General features: G+C 44.1%; 23 protein-coding genes and 4 pseudogenes. 13 read left to right on the top strand and 14 right to left on the bottom strand.

The genetic code is table 11. The features are described from left to right. Nucleotides 1-127 precede the first annotated feature (127 nt). The 3 genes and pseudogenes from F6K63_RS17670 to F6K63_RS17660 all read right to left on the bottom strand — a co-directional run. Nucleotides 128-784 (bottom strand): annotated as a pseudogene (locus F6K63_RS17670) (helix-turn-helix domain-containing protein); the annotation flags it as partial. 56 nt (nt 785-840) lie between these two features. Continuing rightward, nucleotides 841-1,320, bottom strand: coding sequence for an IS607 family transposase (locus F6K63_RS17665; RefSeq protein WP_008191475.1), 480 nt, complete (start codon nt 1,318-1,320; stop codon nt 841-843). 579 nt (nt 1,321-1,899) lie between these two features. Further along, complete coding sequence (locus F6K63_RS17660; RefSeq protein WP_131826843.1) at nt 1,900-2,130, bottom strand: hypothetical protein; 231 nt, start codon at nt 2,128-2,130, stop codon at nt 1,900-1,902. A 333-nt stretch (nt 2,131-2,463) separates the two neighbouring features. On the opposite strand from F6K63_RS17660, the gene F6K63_RS17655 reads away from it, so the two are divergent. The 5 genes from F6K63_RS17655 to trxA all read left to right on the top strand — a co-directional run bounded on the left by F6K63_RS17655 (nt 2,464) and on the right by trxA (nt 8,220). Next, nucleotides 2,464-3,168, top strand: coding sequence for an OB-fold-containig protein (locus F6K63_RS17655; RefSeq protein WP_008191480.1), 705 nt, complete (start codon nt 2,464-2,466; stop codon nt 3,166-3,168). A 116-nt stretch (nt 3,169-3,284) separates the two neighbouring features. Next, a complete protein-coding gene (locus F6K63_RS17650; protein WP_287312782.1) occupies nt 3,285-5,390 on the top strand; it encodes a flotillin family protein in 2,106 nt (701 codons plus the stop codon). A gap of 168 nt (nt 5,391-5,558) precedes the next feature. Beyond that, complete coding sequence (locus F6K63_RS17645; RefSeq protein WP_287312781.1) at nt 5,559-6,722, top strand: GuaB3 family IMP dehydrogenase-related protein; 1,164 nt, start codon at nt 5,559-5,561, stop codon at nt 6,720-6,722. 298 nt (nt 6,723-7,020) lie between these two features. Further along, nucleotides 7,021-7,272, top strand: a complete 252-nt coding sequence (locus F6K63_RS37295) for a Cys-every-fifth RiPP peptide CefA (protein ID WP_353813045.1) — start codon at nt 7,021-7,023, stop codon at nt 7,270-7,272. Nucleotides 7,273-7,893: 621 nt separating this feature from the next. After that, nucleotides 7,894-8,220 (top strand): thioredoxin, encoded by a 327-nt coding sequence (trxA, locus tag F6K63_RS17635; protein WP_071102491.1) that lies wholly within the window; start codon nt 7,894-7,896, stop codon nt 8,218-8,220. 66 nt (nt 8,221-8,286) lie between these two features. Here the strand turns inward: trxA and F6K63_RS17630 are convergent, their stop codons facing one another. Together F6K63_RS17630 and F6K63_RS17625 are read right to left on the bottom strand one after the other, a co-directional pair. Beyond that, complete coding sequence (locus tag F6K63_RS17630) at nt 8,287-11,247, bottom strand: methyl-accepting chemotaxis protein (RefSeq protein WP_287312779.1); 2,961 nt, start codon at nt 11,245-11,247, stop codon at nt 8,287-8,289. Between the two features lie 443 nt (nt 11,248-11,690). Then, entirely contained in the window at nt 11,691-12,053 is a 363-nt protein-coding gene (locus F6K63_RS17625; RefSeq protein WP_008191493.1) for a response regulator transcription factor, read from the bottom strand. A gap of 532 nt (nt 12,054-12,585) precedes the next feature. Between F6K63_RS17625 and F6K63_RS17620 the strand changes: the two genes are divergently transcribed. Continuing rightward, a complete protein-coding gene (locus F6K63_RS17620) occupies nt 12,586-13,788 on the top strand; it encodes an aminotransferase class V-fold PLP-dependent enzyme (protein ID WP_008191495.1) in 1,203 nt (400 codons plus the stop codon). A 383-nt stretch (nt 13,789-14,171) separates the two neighbouring features. On the opposite strand, the pseudogene F6K63_RS17615 reads toward F6K63_RS17620, so the two are convergent. Beyond that, nucleotides 14,172-14,435, bottom strand: a pseudogene (locus F6K63_RS17615) (ATP-binding cassette domain-containing protein); the annotation flags it as partial. A gap of 135 nt (nt 14,436-14,570) precedes the next feature. Between F6K63_RS17615 and F6K63_RS17610 the strand changes: the two are divergent. The 3 genes from F6K63_RS17610 (at nt 14,571) to hypA (ending at nt 17,971) form a co-directional block, all read left to right on the top strand. Beyond that, entirely contained in the window at nt 14,571-15,548 is a 978-nt protein-coding gene (locus tag F6K63_RS17610; RefSeq protein ID WP_287312778.1) for a 2-hydroxyacid dehydrogenase, read from the top strand. An 824-nt stretch (nt 15,549-16,372) separates the two neighbouring features. Further along, a complete protein-coding gene (speB, locus tag F6K63_RS17605) occupies nt 16,373-17,575 on the top strand; it encodes an agmatinase (RefSeq protein ID WP_287248703.1) in 1,203 nt (400 codons plus the stop codon). Nucleotides 17,576-17,590: 15 nt separating this feature from the next. Next, a complete protein-coding gene (gene hypA / locus F6K63_RS17600) occupies nt 17,591-17,971 on the top strand; it encodes a hydrogenase maturation nickel metallochaperone HypA (protein WP_287248705.1) in 381 nt (126 codons plus the stop codon). A gap of 484 nt (nt 17,972-18,455) precedes the next feature. Here hypA and F6K63_RS17595 read toward each other — a convergent pair whose 3' ends face one another. The 3 genes and pseudogenes from F6K63_RS17595 to F6K63_RS17585 all read right to left on the bottom strand — a co-directional run. After that, a complete protein-coding gene (locus F6K63_RS17595; RefSeq protein WP_287253130.1) occupies nt 18,456-19,958 on the bottom strand; it encodes a high affinity choline transporter 1 in 1,503 nt (500 codons plus the stop codon). 707 nt (nt 19,959-20,665) lie between these two features. Continuing rightward, complete coding sequence (locus F6K63_RS37895) at nt 20,666-20,914, bottom strand: IS1/IS1595 family N-terminal zinc-binding domain-containing protein (RefSeq protein ID WP_502708324.1); 249 nt, start codon at nt 20,912-20,914, stop codon at nt 20,666-20,668. Nucleotides 20,915-21,801: 887 nt separating this feature from the next. Then, nucleotides 21,802-22,120: pseudogene (locus F6K63_RS17585) on the bottom strand (class I SAM-dependent methyltransferase); the annotation flags it as partial. A gap of 120 nt (nt 22,121-22,240) precedes the next feature. Here F6K63_RS17585 and F6K63_RS17580 point away from each other — a divergent pair. Together F6K63_RS17580 and F6K63_RS17575 are read left to right on the top strand one after the other, a co-directional pair. Further along, on the top strand, nt 22,241-22,642 hold the full coding sequence (locus tag F6K63_RS17580) for a pre-16S rRNA-processing nuclease YqgF (RefSeq protein WP_287253126.1): 402 nt from the start codon (nt 22,241-22,243) through the stop codon (nt 22,640-22,642). 143 nt (nt 22,643-22,785) lie between these two features. After that, on the top strand, nt 22,786-22,923 hold the full coding sequence (locus F6K63_RS17575) for a hypothetical protein (protein ID WP_154659990.1): 138 nt from the start codon (nt 22,786-22,788) through the stop codon (nt 22,921-22,923). Here F6K63_RS17575 and F6K63_RS17570 read toward each other — a convergent pair. After that, entirely contained in the window at nt 22,893-23,156 is a 264-nt protein-coding gene (locus F6K63_RS17570; protein WP_008191512.1) for a DUF3146 family protein, read from the bottom strand. The genes F6K63_RS17575 and F6K63_RS17570 overlap by 31 nt on opposite strands. 49 nt (nt 23,157-23,205) lie before the next feature. Between F6K63_RS17570 and F6K63_RS17565 the strand changes: the two genes are divergently transcribed. After that, a complete protein-coding gene (locus F6K63_RS17565; RefSeq protein WP_071102475.1) occupies nt 23,206-23,391 on the top strand; it encodes a hypothetical protein in 186 nt (61 codons plus the stop codon). A gap of 67 nt (nt 23,392-23,458) precedes the next feature. Here the strand turns inward: F6K63_RS17565 and F6K63_RS17560 are convergent, their stop codons facing one another. The 4 genes from F6K63_RS17560 to F6K63_RS17545 are packed head-to-tail and all read right to left on the bottom strand — an operon-like array spanning nt 23,459 to nt 26,199. Then, nucleotides 23,459-23,878, bottom strand: a complete 420-nt coding sequence (locus F6K63_RS17560; protein ID WP_287253133.1) for a secondary thiamine-phosphate synthase enzyme YjbQ — start codon at nt 23,876-23,878, stop codon at nt 23,459-23,461. Between the two features lie 26 nt (nt 23,879-23,904). Next, a complete protein-coding gene (locus F6K63_RS17555) occupies nt 23,905-24,483 on the bottom strand; it encodes a hypothetical protein (protein ID WP_287262832.1) in 579 nt (192 codons plus the stop codon). A 25-nt stretch (nt 24,484-24,508) separates the two neighbouring features. After that, nucleotides 24,509-25,093 carry a hypothetical protein gene (locus F6K63_RS17550; protein ID WP_202799179.1) on the bottom strand — a complete coding sequence of 195 codons (585 nt, stop codon included), beginning with the start codon at nt 25,091-25,093 and terminating at the stop codon, nt 24,509-24,511. Nucleotides 25,094-25,110: 17 nt separating this feature from the next. Further along, nucleotides 25,111-26,199, bottom strand: a complete 1,089-nt coding sequence (locus tag F6K63_RS17545) for a glycosyltransferase family protein (RefSeq protein WP_008181979.1) — start codon at nt 26,197-26,199, stop codon at nt 25,111-25,113. A 162-nt stretch (nt 26,200-26,361) separates the two neighbouring features. Between F6K63_RS17545 and F6K63_RS37890 the strand changes: the two are divergent. Beyond that, nucleotides 26,362-26,791, top strand: a pseudogene (locus F6K63_RS37890) (RidA family protein). Nucleotides 26,792-26,899: the final 108 nt, after the last annotated feature.

Raw genomic sequence — 26,899 nt, 5'->3', positions numbered from 1 at the left:
TTGATATAATTCTTGTATCATTCTCGATTGGTAGGTCGTATTGACAATTTATGACCTATCTTTTTTTACCATAATTCGCTCAATTTAATATATATCAAGGGTTACAGGCCGCTTGTCGCCCCCCCAGCAAAAATGTCCTAACACCGGGGTCTAAAGCCACTACTATACCTTGGTTTTCGGTCTTAATTTGAGTTGTCTTGTGGGGAACTGTTAAGTAGTAGTTCCCATTGGTGCTAGTTAATCGACAGTCCCCAATCTGATCGGGGACTGTCTCAGCAAAGGTCAATCTACCTAGTTTTGTGTGATAAACACCTTTGTCTGAGACAGCTGACTTCGGGATATAACAAGACTGAACTGGATTCTTACGAGACCTAAATCGAACTCGGTTAATTTGCCCAGTCTTCTTAGATTTTTTCTTCGCCTCCCTAACAGCAGTGCAAGCATCCTTAATCGCTATGGATTTAATCTGATAAGGCACTGTCCCGCACCATTCAGGAAGACCATGCAATATTCCGGTTTTAAGGGCTTTCCAGTTAGCTTTTATTTCGCCATTTTGCAGTATTTTGACGGTTTTATTAAAAACATACCGGGACACTCCGAACCACTTACGGACAGTCGCCCTCTGCTGTGCATCCAGGAATATCCGGATCTTTTTTGATTTTTGACCCGTACTTCCTGAGTCCGTGGACAAGGCAACAGAAGACGTGAATGATTCAGAGAAGATCTGCGGTAAGCTCGGATTCTGGACAACTTTCAGGTTGGTCGAGAACCAAGATTTTTCCACCGTTGAGACTGACCGGAGATGAAACCTTAGAGTAGTGCAGCCTTACTACAAAACCTTTACCCTATGCTGCATAATTTACCAACTATAAAGGCTGCACTACTCTTACGGTAACTTCTAACCAAGTACTCAATGAGTTCAAACCCAAATCGGGTAAGTCTGTCTCTACAGGCAACAACAATCGTGAGCTGATCACAGCGCATAAGTCGCTCCAGTATGGTTCTAAGACCAAAGCGTTTGTAGTTAAGTCCTGAACCGATGTCCTGGATGATTTCTGCTTGCGGGAAGAGGGAGTGCATGTAGGCAACTTGTCTGGCAAGGTCGTCAAATTGTTTGCTACTACTGACTCGGCAGTAACAGATTGTAGCCCGTTGAATTCCTTGGCTTTTCCCAAGGCGTTGGAGACTACCTGTGTCAAAGAGCCTGTATCCGCTTGGGGTTCTTTCAGATTTGATCGTGCCATTGTCTGCGTACTTCCTTAAGGTGTTCCTGGAGAGTCCCGTAAGTTCGACCGCCTTACGGATTGGTACTAATGCCATTATTTAAGTCTAACAAATAATTCTAGAGATTGTTAGACTTTGTTAAACTTTTTACTACTGTTTACCAACCCTCAAATTGTTCCGTCCTATAGCAGTCGAAGCAAATAATAGGACATACTAGTCATCAAGTCAATGGTTATTAATTAATTAATAAAAGCCTAGTTTCTGACAGTTACGATTTAAGAACAAAAGTCATGAGTGCTATTGACGATGCCATGGGAAAAACTCAAGCTAGTCATATCTTGGAAATTAGCCGAAATACAATTATCTGCTTAAAAAAGAGAAAGTCAACAGAAAATTATAGGTAAAAAGAGGGTTATAAAAATAGATAAACTCCGAAAATCAGGGATTTTTATTAATTTATTGATATTAAAAAAATCAGTTAATTTAATAACGAAATAGCAAAGTTGTGAAAAAAAAATTATTTATATCACTATAAAGCAAGCCTTAAAAATTATTTTTATCCGAAAAAATAAACTTACGGCTATGGAGAAAATAATGAATAAAAAAGGCAAGATTTTCTAGATAAAATTTCTAAAGCGATGCAGAGGTGCGACCCGTGGCGAATTTAATTACGGGTCAAGCGCACCTAAGCGGTCTTGGGGTTTTCCGCCATGAGCGACTGCCGTGGGCTTGAACGTGATAGGTGATGTCGTTCGGTTGGGTTCGAGCTTTGGGCTTGCCCCGTTTCTGATAGTGGGGTTTCGACACCACAGTGCGGGTCTCCAGTCGATGCCAGGGTAAGCGCTGTTCAAATTGATCGAGACCAGCCCATGCATCTGGCTCACAGGCCAACTCTTGCACGCTCAATTTCTGTAGTTTGGTTTGCCAGTGGGGTGTTGCAATGGCTAAGTTTCTTCTGCAGTTGCTTTAGGTCAGACTCCTTGGGCTTCTGACTTTCTACCACAAACCAGTGTTGTTGCACTCCTGGGTATTTGCTATACATTCTCGGATCAGCGATAGCCTTCTATTCCTTTCTCAGTTAATTGTGATTGTGAGACTTTAAAGTCCGGAATATCGGCTAATGGTTAATCTTTCAAGAACATTAAAAATACTATACATTTTCCCGATTTCCAAGAAAGCAGTCGTTAGGCTGAATATATAGAGCAACAATTCATTCAAAAAACGCGATCGCATACACCCATGCTATTTAACCTAGCCAACCTCCCCTACTGGATCTTTTTGGGTATGGGAGTTCTACTGTTTCTGTTAGTCATTGTTTCTGGTGGCGGAGACGATGACATTGATATAGATGCAGATCTAGATCTAGATGTGGATCTCAATGTAGATGTGGATGTCGGTACTGATACAGATACTGATGCCGATGATGATTTAGGTGGTATTGAAATTCTAGGATGGGTAGGTATCGGCAAAGCCCCCCTAATTTTACTCTTGGCAACAGACTGTAGTCTTTTGGGACTTTTCGGCTGGATGTTCAATGTCATGATTGGTGGTGTTACTGGCAGTATTCCCACTGGGTTTTTGGCAGGGGTGGTATCAGTAATGTCATTGTTCCTGACCCTAGTTACCGGAGGATTCATCTCTCGACCGATAGGAAAAATTTTCGCCTCCTTTGGAGAAGATACCAGTAGCGATCGCTTAATTGGCTGTCAAGGTACAGTTTCATCTGCCACCCTTCCCAAGGAAAACCAAGGCAAAATCGGTCAAGTCGATGTCCTAGATCCAGCTCGTAATTTAGTTACAGTCAATGCCACCTTACCAAATTGGGCAACAGTTACTCCTAAACGGGGGAACAAAGTGTTAGTGATTGACCGACACCATCATAACTATCTCGTAGTGCTTAAAGATAGTGCTGATCAGCAAGCCTGGTTTGACAATGCTTATTAGTCAGCAAAGGCCCACAACCTGCTGTGATGTATATCAGTTCGTCAAGATTATCATAAATTTTCTGATTTTCCCTGATTAGTATATAGAGCTCCATTTATCAGCAAATCGATTTAGCCATGTCAAACTCATCGATGAATACAACAACAGTGCAAACTGTTCCGGTACAGTCATCTATAGCCCAGCTTCCTCCTGGAATTCTATTTTTCCCCGGTGTAATTGGAGGTCTGATTGTATTATTGCTATTAAGCATCTGGGCTTACACCAGAGTTTATGTCATCACCCCCAACAACGAAGCATTTTTGCGGACAGGTGGTGTCTTTGTCAAAAAGAAAACGGTTATTCTCAGTGGCGGGTGTGTGGTTTTGCCAGGATTTCATGAACTTACCCGTATCCCACTCAGAGAAATTTCTATTGATGTTGAGCGAACCGGTAACCTAGCAGTTCGGACCCAAGATTACCTGCGGGCTAATATGCGGGTAACCTTTTATGTCTGTATCAATGCCAATGAAGACGATGTGATTACCGCTGCCCAACGACTATCTCGTGAAGGTAAAATTTCCCCCGAAGATATTAAAGAAGCTATCGAAAAACGGGCGGATGATGCTATTAGAGCAGCAGCCAAGAAAAAGAATTTGGCAGAAATTGATTCCGATAAATTAGGATTTGCTGATGAAGTGTTGAATTTAATTCAGCAAGACTTAAGAAAAGTCGGATTAACCCTCAATAATATCGCGATTTCTGAGATAGAAGAAAGTGATACCTACGATACGAATAACTTCTTTGATGCCCAAGGAGTACGTCTGCGCACGGAAACTATTCAAAAATCAATTCAGCAAAAAACTGAAGTTGAGCTAAATACCAAAGTTGCCATTGAAGAGAAAGAACTCAACGCTGAAAAGCAATCCCTACGCATTGCCCAAGAACAAGAAGAAGCGAAACTGGGTCAAAAGCTTGAGGTTGAAGCCCTAAAAGCCCAGCGTGAGCGGGAAATCGAAGAAGCTAAAGCCACAGAAGCAGCCACAATTCAGCGGACTAAAATTTTACAGAATAAGTCTGTAGAAGAGGAAGAAATTCGGAAACTACTGGCCTTGCAGCAAAGCCAAATTGAAGCCGATATCACCCTAGAGGAAAGGAATAAAGCCCTTAAGGTAGCACAAACCCTGCAAAAACAAGAAGCTGAATTGGCAGAAATTAATCGTCAGAAAACCTTAGAAGAGGAAAAGATTCAACAACAGCTGGGAGTCCAAGCTAAGAAAATTCAGGCAGATATTGAATTAGAAGAACGGAATAAAGCCCTCAAGGTGGCACAAATCCTGCAAAAACAGGAAGCAGAAGTAGCTGAAGTTACTCGTCAGAAAACCGTCGATGCTGCGTTGCTTAATTCTCAGGTAGAATTGGCAGAAGCAGAACGAGAGTCAAAAATTGCTCAACAAGACGCTGCGATCGCAATTTCTGAAAAAGAACGCGATCGCTTCAATTCCGAAGCCGAACGAGCTCAAGCTGAAGCCGCTGTAGCCACGGCTAAGGAAGTAGAAGAGGCCGAACGGCAACAACGCCTTTCTATGATTGCTGCTGAACAAGAAGCCGAACAACGGCGGATTGGTGAGCAAAACGTGGTGGAAATCGATGTATTCCGCCGGTCTCGTCAAGCTGAAGCAGCCAGACAAGCAGCAGAACTAGAAGCTGAGTCGATCCGCACCCTAGCAGACGCAAATCGGGATAAAGCCTTGGCAGAGGCAGAAGGTAAACGATCCCTGATCGAAGCCGAAAATTCCATCAGCGATGCTCAGCTAACTGCTAAAATCATCACTACCATATGGCCAGAGTTGGCAAATCAACTACCAGAAATTGCCAAAGCCTTGGCTCCCCAGCCAGGAATTTTGGGAGATACTCGGATTTACTCCTTCCCCGGTGTCAATGGCAATAATGGTAACGGAGCTAGCAGTGTAGGTGACATCAACAAACTACTACTGTCTACCAGTGGCTTATCAATGATTAATGGTTTGTTAGAGGAAGGCAAGCTAGGGGAGTTGATTAGTCAAATCCGCCAGATGATGACTCACAACAGTAGCACAATCACCAGTAATACAATCACACCAAAGGATAAGAAAACCCCGACCACGGATATCATCCCATCACAGCCAGCAGCAACCTCAAACCTTACCGAAAAAAACCACCTTACCCACCCAAGCATCAAGAAACCTAAATCAGGGAAAGGCTAAAGTGCCCTTGACCCATTAAGAATTACATTCGCCACGGGTCGCACCTGAAGTATTAAGAATTCATAATTGATACTTCATGCTTCACAATTCATAGTTTCTTTGTATAGTTCGAGCAATCTTCGCTCCAATTTGATAACCTAGCTAAAATAATCTCGGAAGAAAAACAGCGTGGATATTCAAATTGGGCGAGGTAAGATAGCTCGCAGAGCCTACGGCATCGATGAAATTGCACTTGTTCCCGGACAGCGGACACTCGATCCCAGTTTGGCTGATACTCGCTGGCGTATTGGTGGTATTGAACGGGAAATTCCCATTATCGCCAGCGCTATGGATGGGGTGATTGATGTGTCCATGGCAGTCAAGTTGTCCCAAATTGGGGCAATGGGGGTTCTCAACTTAGAAGGGATTCAAACCCGTTATGCTGACCCATCACCTATTCTAGACCGCATTGCTTCGGTGGGAAATTCTGAGTTTGTCCCCCTGATGCAGGAACTTTATAGTTCACCGATTAAACCAGAATTGATTACCCAGCGAATTCGGGAAATAAAGGACCAAGGTGGTATTGCAGCTGTGAGTCTCACCCCTGCTGGAGCCAGTAAATATAGTCAGGTAGTGGCAGAAGCTGGTGCTGATTTAATGTTTGTTCAAGCAACAGTCGTTTCAACAGCTCACCTGTCACCAGAGTCTATCAATCCCCTGGATTTGGGACAGTTTTGTCAGGATATGCCCATGCCAGTAATTTTGGGGAATTGCGTGACCTACGACGTTGCCCTCAATTTGATGAAAGTTGGGGCAACTGCTGTCTTGGTGGGTATTGGTCCTGGTGCTGCTTGTACCTCTCGGGGGGTCTTGGGTGTCGGTGTACCTCAGGCAACAGCAGTTGCAGATTGCGCTGCTGCCCGTGACGACTACTATCTCGAAACCGGTAACTATGTGCAAGTGATTGCTGATGGCGGTTTAATTACAGGAGGTGACATCTGTAAGTGTATTGCTTGTGGTGCTGATGGGGTGATGATTGGTTCTCCTTTCGCCCGTGCCAAAGAAGCTCCCGGACAAGGATTTCATTGGGGGATGGCAACCCCTTCCAGCGTGCTACCCCGTGGGACACGAATTAAAGTCGGCAGCACTGGCACACTTGAGCAAATTCTGACTGGACCAGCCCAAATGGATGATGGCACCCACAACCTTTTGGGAGCATTGAAAACCAGTATGGGAACCCTCGGAGCAAAAAACCTCAAAGAAATGCAACAAGTGGAAGTAGTGATTGCTCCTTCTCTGCTAACAGAAGGTAAAGTATACCAGAAAGCTCAGCAGTTAGGTATGGGGAAATAATATAGTGTCCAGTTGAATACTTATCATTCTTGGTTGTTCATCAATTGAAAATTGAAACTTTAGCATTGACAATTACAAAATATTATGGTATTGACAACTTTAACAGCTTTTCTGCAGGTTTCTAAAGTTCACGAACAACTGTTGTCAATAGCTCAAGCTCAATAGTTCAAGCTCAATAATTCAAGCGCTGAGTATATATACTTATTGCGACCACCGCCAATCGTCAAAATTTTTCGACTGGCATGGAAATTGCTGAAAAAAAATAAACGGTGACATACAATGGAAAAAGCGGAGACAAATGTTTCCGTTCACTCCTCACACCACACTCCGCCCGGACATAGTTCGGGCGGTTCCTTATTTTGCTCATTTTGAAGGTTGTTTGGTTGAAGGTTGTTTGGTTGAAGGTTGTTTGGTTGAAGGTTGTTTGGTTGAAGGTTGTTTGGTTGAAGGTTGTTTGGTTGAACGCGATGGACTTCGTCCCGCTTTGCTGCGAAGCGCGTGGCCTTTTGGCCAAGGTTGTTTGGTTGTTCGCCTTTGGCGTTCGGTGTAGGGTAGGTTGAACGGCGTTGCTTAATAATGGAATGATTTTAAGAGTGTTTAGGTGCGCGCCTCCTAGGCCGCGAGCAATCCCTCGCGGCCTAGGGTCGCACCTGTGGAATAGGCATCTTGCCTGTCCCTTGATCTTTTGGGGCGGGCAGGATGCCCACTCTACTCCTATTCATTCAAAGACTGACGCAACGCCGGTTGAACGCGATGGACTTCGTCCCGCTTTGCTGCGAAGCGCGTGGCCGAAAAGCCAAGGTTGAACGCGATGGACTTCGTCCCGCTTTGCTGCGAAGCGCGTGGCCGAAAAGCCAAGGTTGAGACGATAACCTGTAACCTGTAACCTGTAACCTGTAACCTTCAACCTATAACCTTCAACCTGCAACCTTCAACCTGTAACCTTCAACCTGTAACCTTCAACCTGTAACCTTTAACCTGTAACCTTCAACCTGTAACCTTCAACCTGTAACCTTTAACCTGTAACCTTCAACCTGTAACTTGTAACCGCGTCACCTGCTGTTCCGGCCCCATGAGAGTGTCAACTTTTGCCCAAGATATTTAATCAGTGTTGTGACTATGGTAAAATTTCGTAGGTACGTAGCAAAAGTATTCGCAAGGATTTCCAGGCATGTCAAAAGCCGCCCCAGTTACAGACTCGACCTTTCAGGCAGAGGTACTTGATAGCGACACCCCAGTATTGGTAGATTTTTGGGCACCTTGGTGCGGTCCCTGTCGGATGGTGTCTCCGGTGGTGGATGAGATAGCAGACCAGTACGAGGGTAAGCTCAAAGTCGTTAAGCTGAACACCGACGAAAATCCTAAGGTGGCAGGTGATTATGGTATCCGCAGTATACCAACGTTGATGATTTTCAAGGGAGGTCAACGAGTAGATATGGTGGTGGGTGCAGTCCCCAAAAGTACCTTGGCGGGTACTCTCGAAAAGCACATTGACTAATGGCAAAAGGCTTCTAGGCACAAGGGGAAATGTAAAAGATTGCTTCTGACCTCGTCAGCTCCTCAGCTATTCGTCACCAATCTTAAATTGACCAACAGACATCTGCAACTTCTGGGCAACCTCGACAGTTGTTCGTAGGGATTGAGAGACTTCGCCAGAAGAATGAGAGGTTTGTCGGGAGGTGGCAGCAATTTCCTGTATTAAGTCAGTAACCTCCCGAGATGTTTTGGCTTGGGAAACTGTGGCGTTAGAAATAGATTGGACTAACTGGTCAATCTCATGGGAGACGGCAACAATTTCTTCTAGGCTCTGTTTAGCCTTGAAAACCATTTGGGTTCCATCAACCACTTGTTTTTTTCCGTCTTCCATGGCTTTGACCACCTCTTGGGTTTCCTGCTGAATGGTGTCAATCACCTGTTCAATGTCTTTGATGGCATTGGCTGACTGGGTTGCTAGTCTACCCACTTGTTCCGCAACCACTCGGAACCCTTCTCCCTCTTCTCCCGCACGGCTCGCTTCAATCCCAGCATTGACTGACAGTAAACTAGTCTGTACGGCTATTTCCTGTACCAACCCCACTACTTTAGCAATCTCCTGAGAAGATTCCCCTAGCAGCTTTACTTTTTTTGCTGTGTTGACTACAGTCTCTCGCAAATTTACAATAGTCTTAACTGTGCTATCCATGGCTTGCCCACTAGTAAGGGCAGCGTTTGAGGCGATGTGAGAAACGTCTGCTGCTTGGCGGGCATTTTTTGAGACGGCTTCAATCGAGTACATCATCTGCTCAATAGAGCTTAGAGTGTTGGTAACCTTATCTGACTGCTCGATGGCTTGCTGGGCTAATTCACCCACTGCCTGTTCATCAGCAGCAACAGCAGTATTAACTTGGGTCGAGGCAAGTTTGACCTGGATCACAATTTGCCGCAAACTTTCAATCAGGGCATTGAAGAAGTCCGCCACTGTACCAATTTCCCCCTCACCCACTTCCGCCCGGACTGTGAGGTCTCCCTTGGCAGCATTTTCCACATTATACAAAAGTTCCAGTACTTGGTGCTGGAGTGCTTCTTTTTGCTGACGTTGTTCAATAGCATTTAACTCCGCCGCCCGGCGTGCTTGTTCGATTTGGTCAGAGGTTGATGCTGCTTTCTTTAGCGCTAAGTCCGCGTCTACTCGTGCTTGTTGTAACTGTTCAAACAGATCAGCTTGGTTGAGGGCAAAGCCAATCTGAATCGCCAATTGCTTTAATAAATCCGCCTCTTCTGGCTGCCAGTCCCGTGGCTCAGAACACTGGTGAGCACATAATAAACCTACCAGTTCCTCCTCATGCAAAATGGGCGCAACTATGTTGGCTTTGACCTGTAGCCGTTCGAGAATCTCACAGTGGCAGCCCGTTAAGCTAGCTTCATAAACGTTATGGCAAACCCAAACTCGCCCGCTTCTGAACCGATCCACAGACCCTGGCCGCAATGGGTCATTGATAAATTTCCCCATGGCTTGAATCCAACCAGGTGCTACGGATTCCGCCATGATTGTTCCACTATCCCACCCTTCATTGAATCTATAGATCACCACCCGGTCGGTTTGCAAGATGCTGCGAACTCCATCTACTGAGGTACTGAGGATATTTTCTGATGTCACAGATTTATAAATAAGGCTGGTAAACTCAGCCAATAACTGGGAGCGCTCCGCTATGGCTTGCTGCAGAAAAGCCTGTTGAGCGAGAGCTTCTTCCTTAGATACGATGTTGTCAGCAAGTTTATTGAAGGTATCTGCCAGTTGACCAAGTTCATCAGTAGCTATTACCTCAGCACGGGTTTGGCGATCGCCTGCTGCAAATTTATGGGTAGTCTGGTGTAGCCTTTTAATCGGTTCAGCAATAGACCGCCCCAGCAGAATTGCCAAAAATACATCTATTGCTAATGCCAAGAACCCAATCGACCCTTGTACCAGTAGGCTACCTGTAAGAAAATCATTCAGGTCAGATTCGCTAGTCCCCCGGACTAATACTGCCACCGGTTCTCCCTGAGAATCCATTAGAGCTTTTGCTGCCATGGTGTAGGTTTGCTCTCCTACCTTCTGACGGTCGGTAACTAACTCGCCCACTTTACCAACATTAACAGCTTTCTCAAGTAGGGATTGGTTAGGTAAGGGAAGATCAGATTGGGCTTGCTCCAAATTGGCAGCTTTACCTTGGTCTAAGGCTGTTACTAAAGCAAATTCTCCCGAAGGCTGACGCAAATAAACAGCACTGTAGCCTCCGTTAAAGGTTTTCAGGGTTTCCTTGACAATCGGTTCCTTGCCATTAACAATATCCCCAGAAACCAAAGCACCAATCACCTCGTCAGTTTTTCGGTCTTTTACTGGTGTGACCGTGTAACGAATTAGGGCACCTTGCTTTAGGGCATCTTGCTTGATCAACCCCTCAGGCAAAGGGGGTGATTCTTTTTTTAATTCTTCCCAGCTTACAATTTGATTGGCTGTAATTTGCTGAGACTGCTTGAGGACTTGACTAACCAGGTTATTGGGATCAAACCTTTCTTCTTTCCGGTCAGCATTAGCATTAACAATAATTCGTAAATCTTTGTCCACCAGAGTGGCATATTCAATCTGGCGAGCCTTAACTTCATTCTGGAGAATCTGTTTAACTTGTCCCTTTAATGACTTGGACAATAACTGATTTCTACTATGGGCAAGAGCAGCTTCAATAATAGCAGTATTTTCCGATTGACCACGGAAACCAAACCCCATTTGGTTGATTTTAATGTTGTAGTTGATTTCTGTGACAGCCAATTCTGACTGAGCTTGTCCACGTAATTGTGCTCTTCCTCCGAATATAATTAATATTGCTCCTACACCCATTAGTGCAGCCACAGAGATTACTTCGGAGGAAAACAAACTAACAATTTGCTTACTCCTAACTGGTAAGTTATAAAACCATTGTAGGCGTGATTTTTTGCTTTGTTGAGAATAAGAAATTCTGAGGGTAGTCGTTGGCTTGATTACGGGGCGCAATTGTCTACCTGTCATTATTAAGTAACTATCCAACTAGTTTAATTAAAAAAAAATAAAAAAAATTATAAGTATCTTATTATTTTTTTTATTTGAATTTTTTGTGATTTCAATAAAATAGAATAAATTTTATTTTTTTTATAGCGGAGCTCATATTAATGAGGTACAGACACCTATTTTTACCCTGTGCCCTGATCCGAAGTTCCCTGTTCCCTAAAATCCAAAACTTGTGGACTTCACCTATTTGATGATAAATGCTATAATTTTTATGACAGTACTGTGTTGCCTGTAATATCGCTAGCCACAAAAAAAAAATAATCGCAATAATAATAACAGAAATAAATTAATTTAAATTAAATCGATTTTTATCTATTACTTTTATCTCTTAAAAGAGATAAATTATTAGGGGCTAATTAGTGTTATGACTCCTATGAATCAAATGATGTGAATCAACTGATGACTCAAACCACAGCCAACTTAACAATGTCCACTAGCTGCTGTTTAGAAAAAGGTTTGGTGAGATAGGCATCAGCCCCTTGTTTCATACCCCATAGACGGTCGATGTCCTGATTTTTAGAAGAACAAATAACAATGGGAATGCTAGTGGTATCCCGATGGTTCTTCAGGCTGCGGCACAACTCAAAGCCACTCATTCCTGGCATAACTATATCTAGAACTATAACATCAGGTTTTTCCGTTACTGCCTTATCCAAAGCATCTTTAGCATCGGCAATACAAATAACTGTGTTACCACTTTCCCGTAGGTATCTAGCCATTAACTCTAACTGAGCCAGGTTATCTTCAACAATCAAAACTTTACTCATAGTTCAATTAATTGGTGTTTAACACTATAATCTAATCATGAACTTGTTGACTGTTGACTATTGGTTTACTATTGACTGTTGACTGTCCAATAGGGTCAACTCAACAAAAAACGTTCAATTCAATAAACTTTTCAAGTTTAGTCAAGTTTGATTTTCATTGACCTAGTAAAAAATAAAAGTTTTATAAAAGTTTTATAAAAGTTTTATAAAACTTTTATAATTAATACGGCTAATTAGACCGGTTCTAGCTTACTGCTATGGACTTAATCCAAAGACAGTAGTAGAGTCAGTTGACTGGAGCATACATAATAAAATAACCCCAAGACCAACGGATTAGTGTTAGCTACCGTCAACTGAGGAATTGCTTAAATTTTATACATATGCACTTGACAAGCTCAAGCAGAGCTGTAGAAATGCACTAAATTTGCGCTGTTTAAATTAAGACATATGTCTTAGTTCAATATATCCAAAAAATTTTAGCTTGTCCACGGGGCTAATAAGATAAAATACCACGGGAATGACTAAAATGCTCATGACTGGTATATCTCCTACAGCAACTCCACGGGAAATCCACCGACAGCAATTTCCGGCATTAGCCCACAAAGCCTATTTCAATTTTGGGGGCCAAGGGACTCTGCCTCTGGCATCTCTAAATGCTATCCAACAAGCCTATGAGTATCTGCAGCGCTATGGCCCATTCTCTGGTAAAGTCAATGACTGGGTTACCGAGGAATCCCACAAAACTAGAAGTGCGATCGCATCAGAGTTGGGGACATCAGCAGACACCATCACCCTAACCGAAAATGTTACCGTTGGCTGCAATATTGCGATGTGGGGGATTGATTGGCAACCGGGTGATCACATCCTGATGAGTGATTGTGAACACCAAAGCATTATCGCTACTGCCCAGGAAATTTCCCGTCGGTATCAGGTAGAGGTATCTACTTGTCCAATTATGGCAACTCTAAATCAGGGAGACCCCACTAAAACTATTGAGCAATACTTACGACCTCAGACCCGATTGGTGGTATTGAGTGATCTACTTTGGAATACCGGTCAAGTATTGCCAGTCAAGGATATTACTCATGTGTGTCACAACTACGATCAGAGTAGCCAATTGGTGAGGGTTCTAGTGGATGCAGCTCAGTCAGTAGGTTCTTTGCCGTTAAACTTAACCGAACTGGGGGCAGATTTCTATGCCTTTACCGGTCACAAGTGGTGGTGTGGCCCAGCAGGAGTGGGAGGTCTCTATGTGAGTCCAGATGCCTTGGGCAGCCTCAATCCTACATTTATTGGTTGGCGGGGGATTATTCTGGATAAAGCTGGGAAACCTGTGGATTGGCAACCAGATGGACAGAGATTTGAAGTGGCTACCTCGGCTTATCCCCTGTATGGAGGATTACGTAGTGCGATCGCAATTCATCAGCAATGGGGAACTGCTGAGGAACGTTATCACCAAATTTGTCAATTGAGTGAATACCTATGGCAAGGCTTATCGAAATTAGAAGCAGTCAGCTGTTTGGCTACTTTACCTCCCAAAGCTGGTCTGGTGTCCTTTGTGTTGACTAATGGCAAGCGCCATAACACCTTAGTAGAGTTTCTGGAGCAGCAAGGCTTTTTGCTACGAACTCTCCGAGACCCAGACTGTGTCCGTGCCTGTGTTCACTACTTCACCCAGCCGGATGAAATTGATAGGTTGATTGAGGCCATTGATGGGTTTAGTTCTGATAATTAATCAGAAAAGCTTAAGTCAAAGCTTAAGTCAAAGTTTAAGGAAAGATGCACCCCATTAGATAGTCATGGCCTACGATTCACACACATTTCATACTTTCAATAATGAGGGGTTAGTGTTTGCGATCGCATTTGCAGTTAGGTTTGTTTTGTATTAGTTGATGTCTTTTTTCGTTGACGATTGACCGATTGACCCTTAACGGTTGATAGTTCACTGTCTTGATGCAATAGCGAGTGGGGGAAACCACGGCAATAGCGAGTGGGGGAGACCACGGCAATAGCGAGTGGGGGGAACCCCCTTTGGCGGCGCTGCCTCCCCAAGACCGCGCTGCCTCCCCAAGACCGCGCTGCATCGCTGTCAACCGTTAATATCATGTCAGGATAATTAGCCTCTTCTACATCATGGGTAATCATTAATATAGTGCAACCCGTTCGCTGCCAAATCTGGAGTAGAAACTGTTGCATGGTTTCCTTAGTTTCTACATCCAGTGCGCCAAAGGGTTCATCCATCAGCAGGATTTTAGGATGACAGGCTAGCGCTCTTGCGATCGCAACCCGTTGTTTCATGCCCCCAGATAATTCTTTTGGATAGGACTTAGCAAACCCAGACAGCCCTACCACATCTAAATAATAAGCAGCCTGTTCGAGGCGAAAATGCAATCAGCCAGGTCTAACTAAAGGGAATCACTATGCTAGAGTATCACCCACTACAATACCTTTATATTTGCCTTTCTACACTAAACTACTCAATACTAAGTACTAAACTACTCAGCACTGACCCACCCCATGTCTCAACCCAAAGTCTTCATAACTCGCCGCCTTCCTGATACCAGACTCGAACAACTCCACCAAATCGCCAATGTGGAAATCTGGCCAGAGCGTCAACCGCCTCCCTACGAGGTATTGCTGAACAAAGTCAAAGAAATCGATGGCTTACTGTGCCTACTCACAGATTCCATTGACAAGCAAATCATCGAAGCTGCACCATCCCTCAAGGTAATCAGCCAATTAGCAGTAGGTTACGACAACATTGATATCTCTGCTGCCACCATCCGGGGTATCCCCATTGGTCATACTCCTGGTGTGCTGACTGAGGCTACAGCTGACTTAGCCTGGATGTTACTAATGGCAACAGCACGGCGAGTGATTGAAGCAGATAAATTTGTACGTGCTGGTGATTGGCAGACTTGGGAACCTACTTTATTGTTAGGACCAAACATCACCGGTGCTACTTTAGGAATTGTTGGGTTTGGACGCATTGGTCAAGCTGTTGCTCGTCGTGGGCGAGGGTTTGATATGGAAATTCTCTATTACAGTCAGCATCGACGGGACTCAGAATTAGAACAATCCTTGGGTGTAAAGTATGCTGAATTCGACGTGCTGCTCAGGGAATCAGACTTTATTACCATTCACACTGCTCTGTCTGAAGAAACCTACCATCTATTTACTACTCCCCAGTTTGAGCTGATGAAATCCTCAGCGATCGTGATCAACACCGCACGAGGAGCAATCGTAGATCCAGAAGCATTGTACCAAGCTCTAAGCAATGGTCAAATCGCTGGGGCTGCTCTGGACGTAACTAAACCAGAGCCCATTCCCATGGATAGTCCTTTGTTGAGCTTGGATAATCTGATCATTACTCCTCACATTGGCAGTGCAACGTACCAAACGCGATCGCAAATGGCTACGATGGCCGTGAATAATCTTATTGCTGGACTTTTGGGTAAGCGATTACCCTATTGTGTGAATCCACAAGTTTATTAGATTAAATCAGTTTCCTTCAGTTCTAGGATTTGTCTGCAAACTACTCGATCAAGAAAAGTAGGGTGTAAGACAGTGGTAATTTATCATTGCTTCCCCTACTTCCCCTGCCTCCCTTGGCTCCCCTGCATCGCTACACCAAGGGTTTTTAGACCCAAGCAGACATGCCCTAGCTTTTAGCCAACTCCCTGAGATCGAACTCAAGTAAAAGAAATCGGGAGCATCCCATTTTTGCCCATAACACTTTCAATTATGTTTTTAAACCCTAGTACTCTCGTTAGTTTGAGCCATGGATTTGCCAAATTGGGATGCTCCCAAGAAATCTGTAGGTTTATCATTTCAGAACCTATCGGTGAGAAGTGTGAAGTACCCCAACCTGCTTCGCTGAGGTTGGGGCTTCCAATTCTCAACTCAAATCAGGGACGGTCTTATTCGTCAAAAGGGTTTCCCGCTTCATCCGCCGACGCCTCAAAAAGCCGCGCTAGAATTGGTCTTACTCAGCGTCCACAGGCAGACATCCGCCTTCCGCAGATGTATAGTGTTACGACAGACTCACCTTGGAATTACAGCATCTATGGCTAACCAGCCGGGGCAAGTCTCTTCCCTGAGCTCTGCTAGTACTTTTACACCTTTAAGGTAGCCTTTTAGTCAGTCAGGCGGGTCATCGACCAACTTTATTATATCACGAATCGTCGTAGGTTATCGTCTCGCTATCCATCCCGGATAGCAAGTTTTGTTAAAAAATACCATAGCTTTCATCTCCAACCTGCGGAATGTACGCTATAAATCGCTGATTAAGATGTTTTGAAAACTTCTCGGGAGTGCAAATGACTGAAAATTCTTCTGAAAACCCCTTGTTTGAAAGCCCAGGCAGTAACAGTTCAAATTCTTCTGAGGCGGAACGTGCCCTGGAGCGTGAAGCTCAACTACCATTGACGGGATGGCAGCAGGAGGTGTCAAAGGGGCTCGAATACGGGCTGGAAGCGGCAGAGAGTATTAGCGATCGCACCATTCCCACCTTTTCGCGGGGTGAACTACCTCACTACGCTGGGATCAATACCTTCCTCAAAGCGCCCTATCTCGAAGATGTTCGCCAGGTTGAGGCATACGATGTGGCCATTGTTGGGGTTCCCCACGACTCGGGAACCACCTATCGCCCTGGAACCCGCTTTGGTCCCCAAGGCATTCGCCGCATTTCTGCTTTGTACACCCCTTACAACTTTGAGTTGGGGATTGACCTACGAGAGCAAATTACTCTCTGTGACGTGGGAGATATTTTTACAATTCCAGCCAACAACGAAAAGTCATTTGACCAAATTTCTAAGGGCATTGCTCACATCTTCAGCTCTGGAGCGTTTCCCATCATTTTGGGAGGGGATCATTCCATCGGATTTCCTACCGTTCGGGGTATTTGTCGGCACTTAGGGGACAAGAAAGTTGGGATTATCCACTTTGATCGCCATGTAGATACCCAGGAAACTGACCTGGATGAGCGGATGCACACCTGCCCTTGGTTTCATGCAACTAACATGAGGAATGCTCCAGCCAAGAACTTAGTGCAATTGGGCATTGGCGGTTGGCAAGTACCTCGCCAGGGAGTCAAAGTTTGTCGGGAGCGGGCAAGTAATATCCTGACAGTAACCGATATCACTGAAATGGGATTGGATGCAGCGGTAGAGTTTGCCCTCGAACGGGCACTAGACGGTACCGACTGCATTTATATCAGCTTCGATATTGACTGTATCGATGCTGGTTTTGTTCCTGGTACAGGCTGGCCCGAACCGGGCGGACTGCTCCCCCGGGAAGCTCTGTATCTACTGGGCAAGATAGTTCAGCAGGCTCCTGTTTGCGGTTTGGAAGTAGTGGAAGTCTCACCGCCCTATGACATCAGCGACATCACTGCCCTGATGGCAACTCGCGTCATCTGTGACACAATGGGGCACCTAGTGCTATCCGGTCAACTGCCGCGCCAGGAAAAACCCTCCTACATTCATCCAGAAGCGCAGCCGGAATTAGTAGAGTGGACTTGAAGGTGGATTTTAACAATGCATGAAACTGACATGACCAAGGCACTAATTGTGACCTTGCGCAATTGGTGGCAAGCACAGCCAGAGCGACCCAAAATTTCCTGCGTCCATCTGACAGTAGGCCAGTTCACTGGTGTCGAACCTGTGAGTTTGGAATTCGCCTTTAAAGCTCAAATTTCCAACACCTTTTTGTCTGGTGCAAAACTGGTGATTCAGGAAACCCCCTTAATTGCCTTTTGCCATCAGTGTCAACAAGACTATCGGCCTGAGATTGATAGTCAATATGCTTGCCCTGAATGTAAATCACCGATGGAAGACATCCGCTCTGGGCGAGAATTAAAGATTGACCGACTTGAATACTGTGGCTCTGCTGTTGAAGCCGATATACCACAGCTTTGATGCAGCTCTGGAAATTAACCTGCTCGATTAGATTGATTTATGAATTACCCCAATAATGATTAGAAGGGTAATCAAAAAGCGATCGCTAGGAGCTGTAAGCGATCGCTTTTTGGTATTTCTTACTAACTTTTTAAAAAGTATAAAAAAACCATAATTTGAGGTACATGACTTTTATTATGGGTAGATAATAAAGTATTTTGTTTAGGTGCTTAATCAAGATATTGAAGTATGAATTTAGATCATTTTAAGCACCTAAACAAAATTAATTACCTATTCCCAATCTCTGTAACCCTTACAGTGTAAGGTTTTGAGTTTTTAACAATGTGTAATTAATTTTGTGCACCTGGTTATTTTGGTAAAACCCTGGGGGGGTGAAATGCAAGCTGAAATCATTACTGGGTAATAATTTCAGCCCAGAAGTTACTTAATCGGTGCTCTTGACCGATATTTTGGGATAGAATTACTAGAAGTGATCGCCATAATTTTAACTGCGATACAATTGAGCTTCTCTTTCTTCAGACCGCACGCTCTGTCTAGTAATTTTACTTCCTCCAGTTATATTGGAGACGAGAATAAATGCGACCAATCCCACCAAAGGACTAATCATAGTGGGGAAACCATCGAAATCAGCAGTAAAAATACTGTTAGGAATATATAACAGTGTATTATCGATCCCGAAAGTAGTAGGCATCAATACAAATAGTATCAGCCGCGTCAGCGAACCCAGAATAATACAGGATAGGGCACCCTGCCAAGTTGCTTTAGACCAGTAAATTCCACCTGCTAGGGGTACTACCAACCCTGCAAATCCCAGATCGAAAGCTAGCAGTAGTAGAACTCCAGTTTGAGGAACTTTTAAAGCAAAAATCACTCCTAAAGTGGTAATTACAAAAGCCATGACGCGGGTAATCATTAACAGCCTGTCTCCTGCTGCGTTGTGGTCGTCATGGCGGATACCAATAATATTATGAGCAATTACGGAAGAAGTACCCAAAATTGCACCATCAGCGGTAGAAAGAGACGCGGAAAGAATGGCGACGATGACTAATAATCCCAGCAGGGGAGGTACTATACCATCGAGGAGAGCATAAAGGAGCGGTCCATCGGGGGTAATCCCGGCCGAAGCGAGAATTTGAGGTGCAGACAGAGCAATCAACGAAAACGGAATGCCGATAATTAAAGTTCCCACACAGCCTATTAGACAAGCCCTTTGGGCAGTTTCGGGACTGTCAGCGGCAAAGATTCTTGCCATAAAATCGATCGCCACAATATCCCCAAATCCCAACGCTAACAGAGTCGCCCAATTAACTGCCGCGCCAGCAGCAGGATCGCTTAGTTGTGCCAAAGCCAAAGGACCAGTATCAGCAGCAATATTTAAGCCAAAGTTGCCAGCAATGAACAAAAGTAAACCTAAAGAACCGACAAAAGCAATTCCTACTTGAATGGCATCGGTATAGGCAACGGCAAACAACCCACCGCTAGCAGTATAGATAAAGACGACAATCGCTAGCAGCATTATCCCAGCCGTATAACTGGTGCCTAAAAATGCTTCAAACATATATCCTCCTGCTACCAAGTTACCAGCTAGCAAAAAGGAAAAACTCAACACCATCAGGAATGATGCTACTACTTCAGTTTGGCGGTTATATTTAACTCGATAGAAATCTGGCAGGGTAATTAAACCCATGCGGTTCATTGGTTTGGCAAAAAATAGTGCGGTTAAAAATAAACACAGTGCTAACCCAATGGGTAAAGATGCACCAGCCCAGAAACCAAATTTCCCCACCAAATCTGTATTGCCCAAAGTGGCGTTAGAGTCTACCGACTGCGCCATCAAAGTTGCTGCCGCTAGGGGTAAGACTAGCCCTCTTCCAGCAACCAAATAGTTTTCACTATCTCCTTTTACTTGTTTTGCTGCCCACATTCCAATTCCCAGGGTGGCAAACAAAAATACTAAAATTCCCCAGAAAAGAAGTTTTTGTTCCATAATTACTCCCGGTCAATGTTTGACCGTATAACATGTAGTGAGTAGGTAGGGGTCAATCAGGGTAAACGCATCTAATTTTTTAAATCCTATATATAGTGTTTATAAAATTAAGCACTATATGTGGAAAACCAACCAATTGTCAATAAGCACAATAAAACCTGGTTTATTGAGAAATACCCCCACTTTATTGACAAGATGCGTTTACCCTGAGGGGTCAATAAACCGAGCGATAGAAAGGAATATACCACAGTAAACCCATAGAAAATTGTCTATAGCAATCCTTTATGATTCGTGAAATATATTCGGCGAAGCTATCGCTATAACCCTTGCCCAGTAAGGATTTACGATTTTGCATATTTTACAAATGATTTAGGATTGCTATAGAACCTATCCTGACTGCCTGACACATCTGCGTGAAACCGATGCGTATCAGGCTCGACACTGTAACGACTGAATCCGTGAGAACCAGATGCGATTGACATGCAGTCACGCTACGCGAACATAAAAATCCTCACGGGCTTTAAGAGCGGCGCTTAGCACGGTTGCGGGTCAATGGGATCGCAAGGGGATAGGTGTTAAAAGTGGACGACCTTTGTGGAGAACTCCCATTAGCCAGCGCAGACCGATTTTCAGGTAGCTGATACCCCTTTGCCAATGAGGATTGACCTTTGGTCACGCGTGCGCGTTCAACCTGCCGTCGCAGACCGTTAAGTTGAACGGCCATACCTTAATCCATGCCATTTAGATACATTGTCTTGATACAGTCGCTCATGGGGGGAACCCCCAAAACCGCGCTGCATCGCTTTTATGCAGAGAAATTTAGTTTTTTCATCGTAACCACGCTCAGTTTTAACCTCTATAAATTGCCGTCCACATTCGTTGCATTTATATCTTTGTTTTCCTCTTTGATGACCATATTTATGAGTTTTATGACTATGACATTTAGAGCATTCCATGGTTTTATTTTTAGTAAACCATTTTTGGATTCAGCAACGCTGTTTTAGGCTGTCTTGGGTTGAGTTTACACAAAGAGTGTTGAGAACTTTTTGTCTGTTCCACAACTTCATGGGCAGTACAGCAATAGGGAGCATGTCACTTATGTAGAACATTTGTACTAAAGCTATAGCCCCCTCATGGGTAAAAGCCAAGCTCCTATGGTACATAGTTCATTTGTTCTGGAACATAGACTTGCTCCCCATCAATTTGTGAGAACAAAATAATATTAGCCCTGTTTTATATCTCTGAACCTCATAAAACTCATAGAAAAACTCATAGAAAAACTCATAGAAAAACTCATATCTCACGAAAAACTCAGGGAGCATGTCACTTATCCAGCAACATTAGTACATTATCTGGGGAATGGGGAATGGGGAATCGGTAATAGGGGGAGCATGTCACAATACCCGAATATTTGGGGAGCAGGTCAATTTTGTAAGAACACTTGAACTACAAACCCTTGAACTACAGTGTTTTCGGGGCTTCAGTAGCAGTCATGAGTTATTTTCGTACATTTGTTCTACAAATTTGACATACTCCCAAAACTCATAGAAAAACTCATAAAACTCATAGAAAAACTCATAGAAAAACTCATATCTCACGAAAAACTCAGGGAGCATGTCACTTATGCAGACCCTTGAACTACAGTGTTTTCGGGGCTTCAGTAGCAGTCATGACTTATTTTAGTACATTTGTTCTACGAATTTGACCTGCTCCTCAGCAATATTCTTTTAGCCTTCTCGGTTTAAATACATACTTATTTTTATATGTCTGTATTTTTGGCTATTTTTTTATCTACGTTTACCCTGAGCATATTATGAGTTCGTTTTTCTTGCGCTTACCCTGGTAAGTTGGTCTGTTGAGCAGTTCCATCCCGGATTTCAACCAATCGATGGGTCGTAGCAGCTTGTCTCATCTGAGTATTGGGTTCGATGGCAATAACTCGCACTCCCCGCCATCGCTAGTAGCCGAGAGGAAATTCCTGTTCCTGCACCAATATCCGCAGCTACCAGTTGCCCTCTGTTCTCAAGTCCTTCCAGAATCTTGTCGATAGCTACAGCTGGGTAACTGGGTCGGTATTTGGCATAATCTGCCACCAGCTCAGAAAATCGACTCTCTGGGTTCATCTGGTGTAATGGTGTTGTCTCAAGGTTCCTTTCGCCCATGATTAATACCAATCAGGATTTAGGCAATCACTCTACTTTTAGGGTAGGGTTAGTGGACAGTACTAGTTGTGTTGCCAGATTAGCAATTTTGACAAAGATTTATATAACCCGTGACTTGAGATGATTTTAGGCTTCGATCCAGGACGAGATAAATGTGGTGTAGCAGTGATGGAAAAAGAGGGTCAGCTGCTAACCCATGAGGTAGTCGCTTCAGGAAATGCGATCGCAAAACTCCAGCAACTGTGTCAACAATTCCCCATTGAAACTATTGTCATGGGAGACCAAACTACTGCCAAGAGATGGAAACGGAAAATCAAGGAGGAATTACCAGCATCAGTACCTATTGTCCTGGTAGATGAGCGCTACAGTAGTTTAGAAGCTCGCCCACGCTACTGGCAAATGTATCCTCCCAGAGGGTTCCAACGGCTCATTCCCCAAGGAATGCGCCAACCTCCTCGACCCATTGATGATATTGTGGCAATTTTGTTAATCGAGCGCTATATAATCAAAGGCAAAAGCTAGAAGGGATATCGTCGTCTTCCCTTGGGCATGAGCTATTGACAGGATGCTCAAGCCTGTGATCAACTTACCCACATCCCTGACTTTCCTGACTTTCCTGACTTCCCTCTCTTATCCCTTCTGAGAATATAGCGTTTATCATAGTTATGAGGTACATAAGTTCCCTACTCCCGATTCCCTACTCCCGATTCCCGATTCACTACTCCCTACTCCCTAAAACCATGAACTTTGTACCTCACGGAATTGATAAATGCTATAGTTCGGCTCGAATCGTAAAAGCATAGTTTCCCCCTGGTTCGAGCTGGTAATCGCACTGTTCTAAAAATCGCCCCAGGGGTTCCTGAATCAAGGCACGTCCGAGAGAGGGGGTGACTAACAGCTGACTTACCCGAAAATGCCACTGAAACTGCCATTCATAGTCTGCGGCTTGAACTTCCCCTTCAATCTTGCCCTGTTGCCAGCAGTGCCGCGTAATTCTGACGTAGGCAGTGGTTTGAGGCAGACCCTTTGCACTCACAATGGTAAAAAATCCTAATCTGCTTTAAAGACATAGGTTAGCAGACCTGTTGGCAGATAAGTCAATAGCGATCAACCCAAATCTGATATCAGTGTGGTTGCTTGATGCCCAAGGCACCGAGGTGCTGACGGATGCTTTTTACAAAACCCTTCCAAAAGAAAACATCACTAATACTCAAGCCCTACAGCAAGCACAACTCTCGTGGCTATTGACTCCTGAATACAGTCACCCTTAGTACTGGTCAGCATTTATTCTTATAGGTAATGAATTTAGGTAATAGTTAGAATAGATATTGGTTGATATTAAATCCCTGCGATATGCACCACCAACTCCCGGTAGTGAGCCTGTCGCCGATGCTCCCAAATATAAATGCCTTGCCAGGTTCCTAGGAGCAATCTCCCCTGAGCAATAGGAATCTGTTCCGATGTTTTAGTCAGCGCAGTCCGGATATGAGCAGGCATATCATCGGGACCTTCGGCACTATGGCTATAGCTTTTGCCATCTTCTGGTACTAATTTAGCAAAAAAGTTCGATAAATCCATGAGCACATCAGGATCAGCATTTTCCTGAATTACCAAACTTGCGGAGGTATGACGCAGGAATATCGTACACAATCCAGTCTCCAGTCCTGATGTAGCAACCACGGATTGAACTTTCCCGGTAATGTTGGAGAACGATTTACCGGTAGTCCTAATTTTGAGTCGTTGTTGATAATGAGTCATAGAAGGGTTAGTTAATCGAGCCACTGCTACCCGAGCTGTTTTAGTTCCTCCGATGGTGTTTCCGAGGTTTCTGTGGCTACAGCTGTTGGTGGATTGTCAACAGACTTATCCACCACAGGTGTTTCCGAGGTTTCTGTGGCTACAGCTGTTGGTGGATTGTCAACAGACTTATCCACCACAGGTGTTTCCGAGGTTTCTGTGGCTACAGCTGTTGGTGGATTGTCAGCAGACTTATCCACCACAGCAGCAGTTTCTGATGACTCTAGAGTATCTTCTGATAACGACTCAGGGACAGTTGCCAATTCTGCCAATTCTTCTGTATACAACTTATCCAGTTGAGCAGCAGTTTCTGATAACTCTGGCTTTTCTGCTGATTCTGGCTCAGTTGCAGATTGATTGTCACTCGACTCATCTGCCTGCTCGGAATTTTCCGATGCCTCTGGATTCTCCGGTTCCCCTTCACGCCAAGGGGAATCATAGTGATTCCAGGGCAGAATTGGCTCGTTGGGCAGGTTACGGGTCAAGACAGTGATGTTCTCTGGGTCTGGTTCCGGTAAACTCAAGGGTTCTCCAGAGGGTTTGTTATTAACCTGTTTAGAATTCATAGTCTGAGCGAAAGCCAACAATACATCACATCAGTTTAAGCGCAGGAATGCAAAACTCTGCTATGACATTCAACGTAATAATCAAGGCAACCCCCCAAGTTACATAAGCAGAATACTTCAACGATAGAGAAAAATCTTCTAATCGCTGCCTGTTTGCATTATAAGCCTCTACCAGATTAACCAGCATCTGTAGTTGGTATTGTTCTGGTGAGAGTACCAGGTAGCGTTCTAGGAATTTTTTATCTCCCAAGTTGGGACTGACTGCTATCTGACGCGGGAGAAAAGCACGGATTAGTAGGGTAAAATTAAGCATAAATCCCAGTATCTCAGCAATACCAAAGGGGCTGCGGAAAAATACTAGCCCAGAGATGGTTAAACTCGTTAATAAGGCTCCGTTAGTGACAAACAAGATATTGAGTTTTGTGGTCAAGGTTTGACTGCGCTCCCTTTGTTGATCGAGCACCATACGAACGTCTCGTGCTGCCAACTCCAGGCTTGGGAAAGACGTCTGCTCTTGAGTGATAGAGGTTTCTGGTGTGTCGATGGACTTTGGGATAGAATTGTGGCTATTCTGGATCTGTTCTATAAGCGAATCTACGGTAGATATCATGGCAGGGGCTATTTAGGCTATTTAGTGTAAGTCTGGAGGTAGTTAACAATATCTTTAGCAATCTTGTCTGTTCCATCCTTTACCAAGCTTTGAGATTTTCTGGGAGGCTTGGGAGTATGATGGAGAAATTCCCACTTGCCGTGGAAAAATTCTGTCGGTGTTAAAATCTGATGGTGACCGTAGTCTTGCACCCCTTCTATTAGGATAGCGGCTTCAGCAAATCCAGAGCGGGTAACTGAAGCAATTGGGATATCCAGGCGTAACGCTTCGGCAAAAGTACTGTATCCCGGTTTGGAAATCACTCGCGAGCACAAGGGCATGAAATCCACTGGTCGATAGTCGTGATCCTTGATTTTAAGTAAATTGGGTAAATCTGGTGCTTGAGAGTCAAATGTGATAAACTGCCAGTCAGGGAATCTAGATAGATTGTGGTAAGGAATTTGTTCCAACCCTAATCCCCCAAAGGTGAGTAAAGCAGTTTTAAACTCTGGAGACTTCAGATCAAAATTCTTCCTTAATTGGTCTGCACTGTAGCCTGGGGAGCCGCCTGTTAACCCCACATCGGTGATATGGGTGAAGGCGCTCATGGGTTCATGTAAAGGAAGGCGAAATAAGCGATCGCATTTTCGATAATACTCACTGATCCAATCGGCAATCTCGGCAAATTCTCCTCCCCAGTCTCGATAGATGAAGTCCCAGCCAAAGTTACTCATCATCCAACAGGGAATGTCAGCCGCTTGAGCAATACCTACAGCTAAGGGGGGAATATCGGCTAAGATCAGCCCGACTCGATTGTTACGAATAAAGTCAACCTCACTAGCAATAATTGATCTAGCACTGAAGCGAATTTGCTGTAGTTTGGTTAATGTTACCTCTTTATCCATTGTTAAGCTGTCGGTTTGAATAACACCAACATCAAAAGCCCGTGGGCGATGAATAAAATCCCCCGGAATGTAGGATTCTAATAACCAGCGTGGTATTGTTGTTACTAGAATCAGTAAGATATCCGGACACAGTCGTTGAATAGCCGCAGCTACGGAGGCAGTACGTACAGCATGACCAAAACCGTGGCTAGTGATAGCGATGTATAAAACTGGTCTAGACATTCTAGGAGCTCAGGTATTGAGTTAATTGAAGGCTTTCATGCAGGCTAACAAAAATAAACCACAAGTGGCTAACTTTGGCAGTTACTACCTTGATTATAATTTCCACACTTTAAAATCGAATTCATAAAAAATTTAAAGTTTTTTTTTAAAGGAGTTGAAAACGTGCTGGAATATATCACTTTACCGAACAATGTTCTGCCACCTGTAGCCCCTTATTCCCACGCTGTTCGGGCAGGAGATTTTCTATTTGTGACGGGACAGCTAGCTGAGGACCCTGTCACTGGAAAAGTAATAATTGGGTCAATTGAGGAGGTGCGACCCCGTAATTTAATTCGCCATAGGAAAGCGCACCTTACAGACTAAACAGGTAATGGAAAACTTGAAGCTGGTTTTAGACCATGCTGGCACTAGCTTCGAGCAGGTAGTTATGACTCGCATTTTTCTGACTGATTTTAGATACTACCAGACAGTGAATGACTTATATGCTTCTTATTTTAACAATCGGTTGCCTTGTCGAACAACGGTTGGAGTCATGGGTCTTGCTGGTAATGGTGATATAGAAATTGATTTGATTGTTTATTGTGGTGATTAAGGATAATGGTAAATTCGTAAGATTTACATTTAGCTATTAGCATTTAGCTAACCCTCTTCGTCCATAGTAAGCTAATAGGCATTTAAATTTATAACTATTCTTAATTTT

The sequence above is a fragment of the Moorena sp. SIO1G6 genome (assembly GCF_010672795.1).
Taxonomy (GTDB): domain Bacteria; phylum Cyanobacteriota; class Cyanobacteriia; order Cyanobacteriales; family Coleofasciculaceae; genus Moorena; species Moorena producens.
The sequence above is the reverse complement of the archived record's forward strand: the minus strand, read 5'-3'. Positions and strand labels throughout refer to the sequence as shown.

Bases quoted from the DNA above. Each gene is read 5' to 3' on its own strand.
- hypA (WP_287248705.1), top strand. From the start codon at position 17,591: ATGCATGAAACTGACATGACCAAGGCACTAATTGTGACCTTGCGCAAT.
- F6K63_RS17625 (WP_008191493.1), bottom strand. From the start codon at position 12,053: ATGAGTAAAGTTTTGATTGTTGAAGATAACCTGGCTCAGTTAGAGTTA.
- F6K63_RS17545 (WP_008181979.1), bottom strand. From the start codon at position 26,199: ATGTCTAGACCAGTTTTATACATCGCTATCACTAGCCACGGTTTTGGT.
- F6K63_RS37895 (WP_502708324.1), bottom strand. From the start codon at position 20,914: ATGGAATGCTCTAAATGTCATAGTCATAAAACTCATAAATATGGTCAT.
- F6K63_RS17650 (WP_287312782.1), top strand. From the start codon at position 3,285: ATGTCAAACTCATCGATGAATACAACAACAGTGCAAACTGTTCCGGTA.
- F6K63_RS17665 (WP_008191475.1), bottom strand. From the start codon at position 1,320: ATGGCATTAGTACCAATCCGTAAGGCGGTCGAACTTACGGGACTCTCC.
- F6K63_RS37295 (WP_353813045.1), top strand. From the start codon at position 7,021: ATGTTTCCGTTCACTCCTCACACCACACTCCGCCCGGACATAGTTCGG.
- F6K63_RS17595 (WP_287253130.1), bottom strand. From the start codon at position 19,958: ATGGAACAAAAACTTCTTTTCTGGGGAATTTTAGTATTTTTGTTTGCC.
- F6K63_RS17580 (WP_287253126.1), top strand. From the start codon at position 22,241: ATGATTTTAGGCTTCGATCCAGGACGAGATAAATGTGGTGTAGCAGTG.
- speB (WP_287248703.1), top strand. From the start codon at position 16,373: ATGACTGAAAATTCTTCTGAAAACCCCTTGTTTGAAAGCCCAGGCAGT.
- F6K63_RS17655 (WP_008191480.1), top strand. From the start codon at position 2,464: ATGCTATTTAACCTAGCCAACCTCCCCTACTGGATCTTTTTGGGTATG.
- F6K63_RS17620 (WP_008191495.1), top strand. From the start codon at position 12,586: ATGACTGGTATATCTCCTACAGCAACTCCACGGGAAATCCACCGACAG.
- F6K63_RS17610 (WP_287312778.1), top strand. From the start codon at position 14,571: ATGTCTCAACCCAAAGTCTTCATAACTCGCCGCCTTCCTGATACCAGA.
- trxA (WP_071102491.1), top strand. From the start codon at position 7,894: ATGTCAAAAGCCGCCCCAGTTACAGACTCGACCTTTCAGGCAGAGGTA.
- F6K63_RS17630 (WP_287312779.1), bottom strand. From the start codon at position 11,247: ATGACAGGTAGACAATTGCGCCCCGTAATCAAGCCAACGACTACCCTC.
- F6K63_RS17560 (WP_287253133.1), bottom strand. From the start codon at position 23,878: ATGACTCATTATCAACAACGACTCAAAATTAGGACTACCGGTAAATCG.
- F6K63_RS17555 (WP_287262832.1), bottom strand. From the start codon at position 24,483: ATGAATTCTAAACAGGTTAATAACAAACCCTCTGGAGAACCCTTGAGT.
- F6K63_RS17575 (WP_154659990.1), top strand. From the start codon at position 22,786: ATGAGGTACATAAGTTCCCTACTCCCGATTCCCTACTCCCGATTCCCG.
- F6K63_RS17550 (WP_202799179.1), bottom strand. From the start codon at position 25,093: ATGATATCTACCGTAGATTCGCTTATAGAACAGATCCAGAATAGCCAC.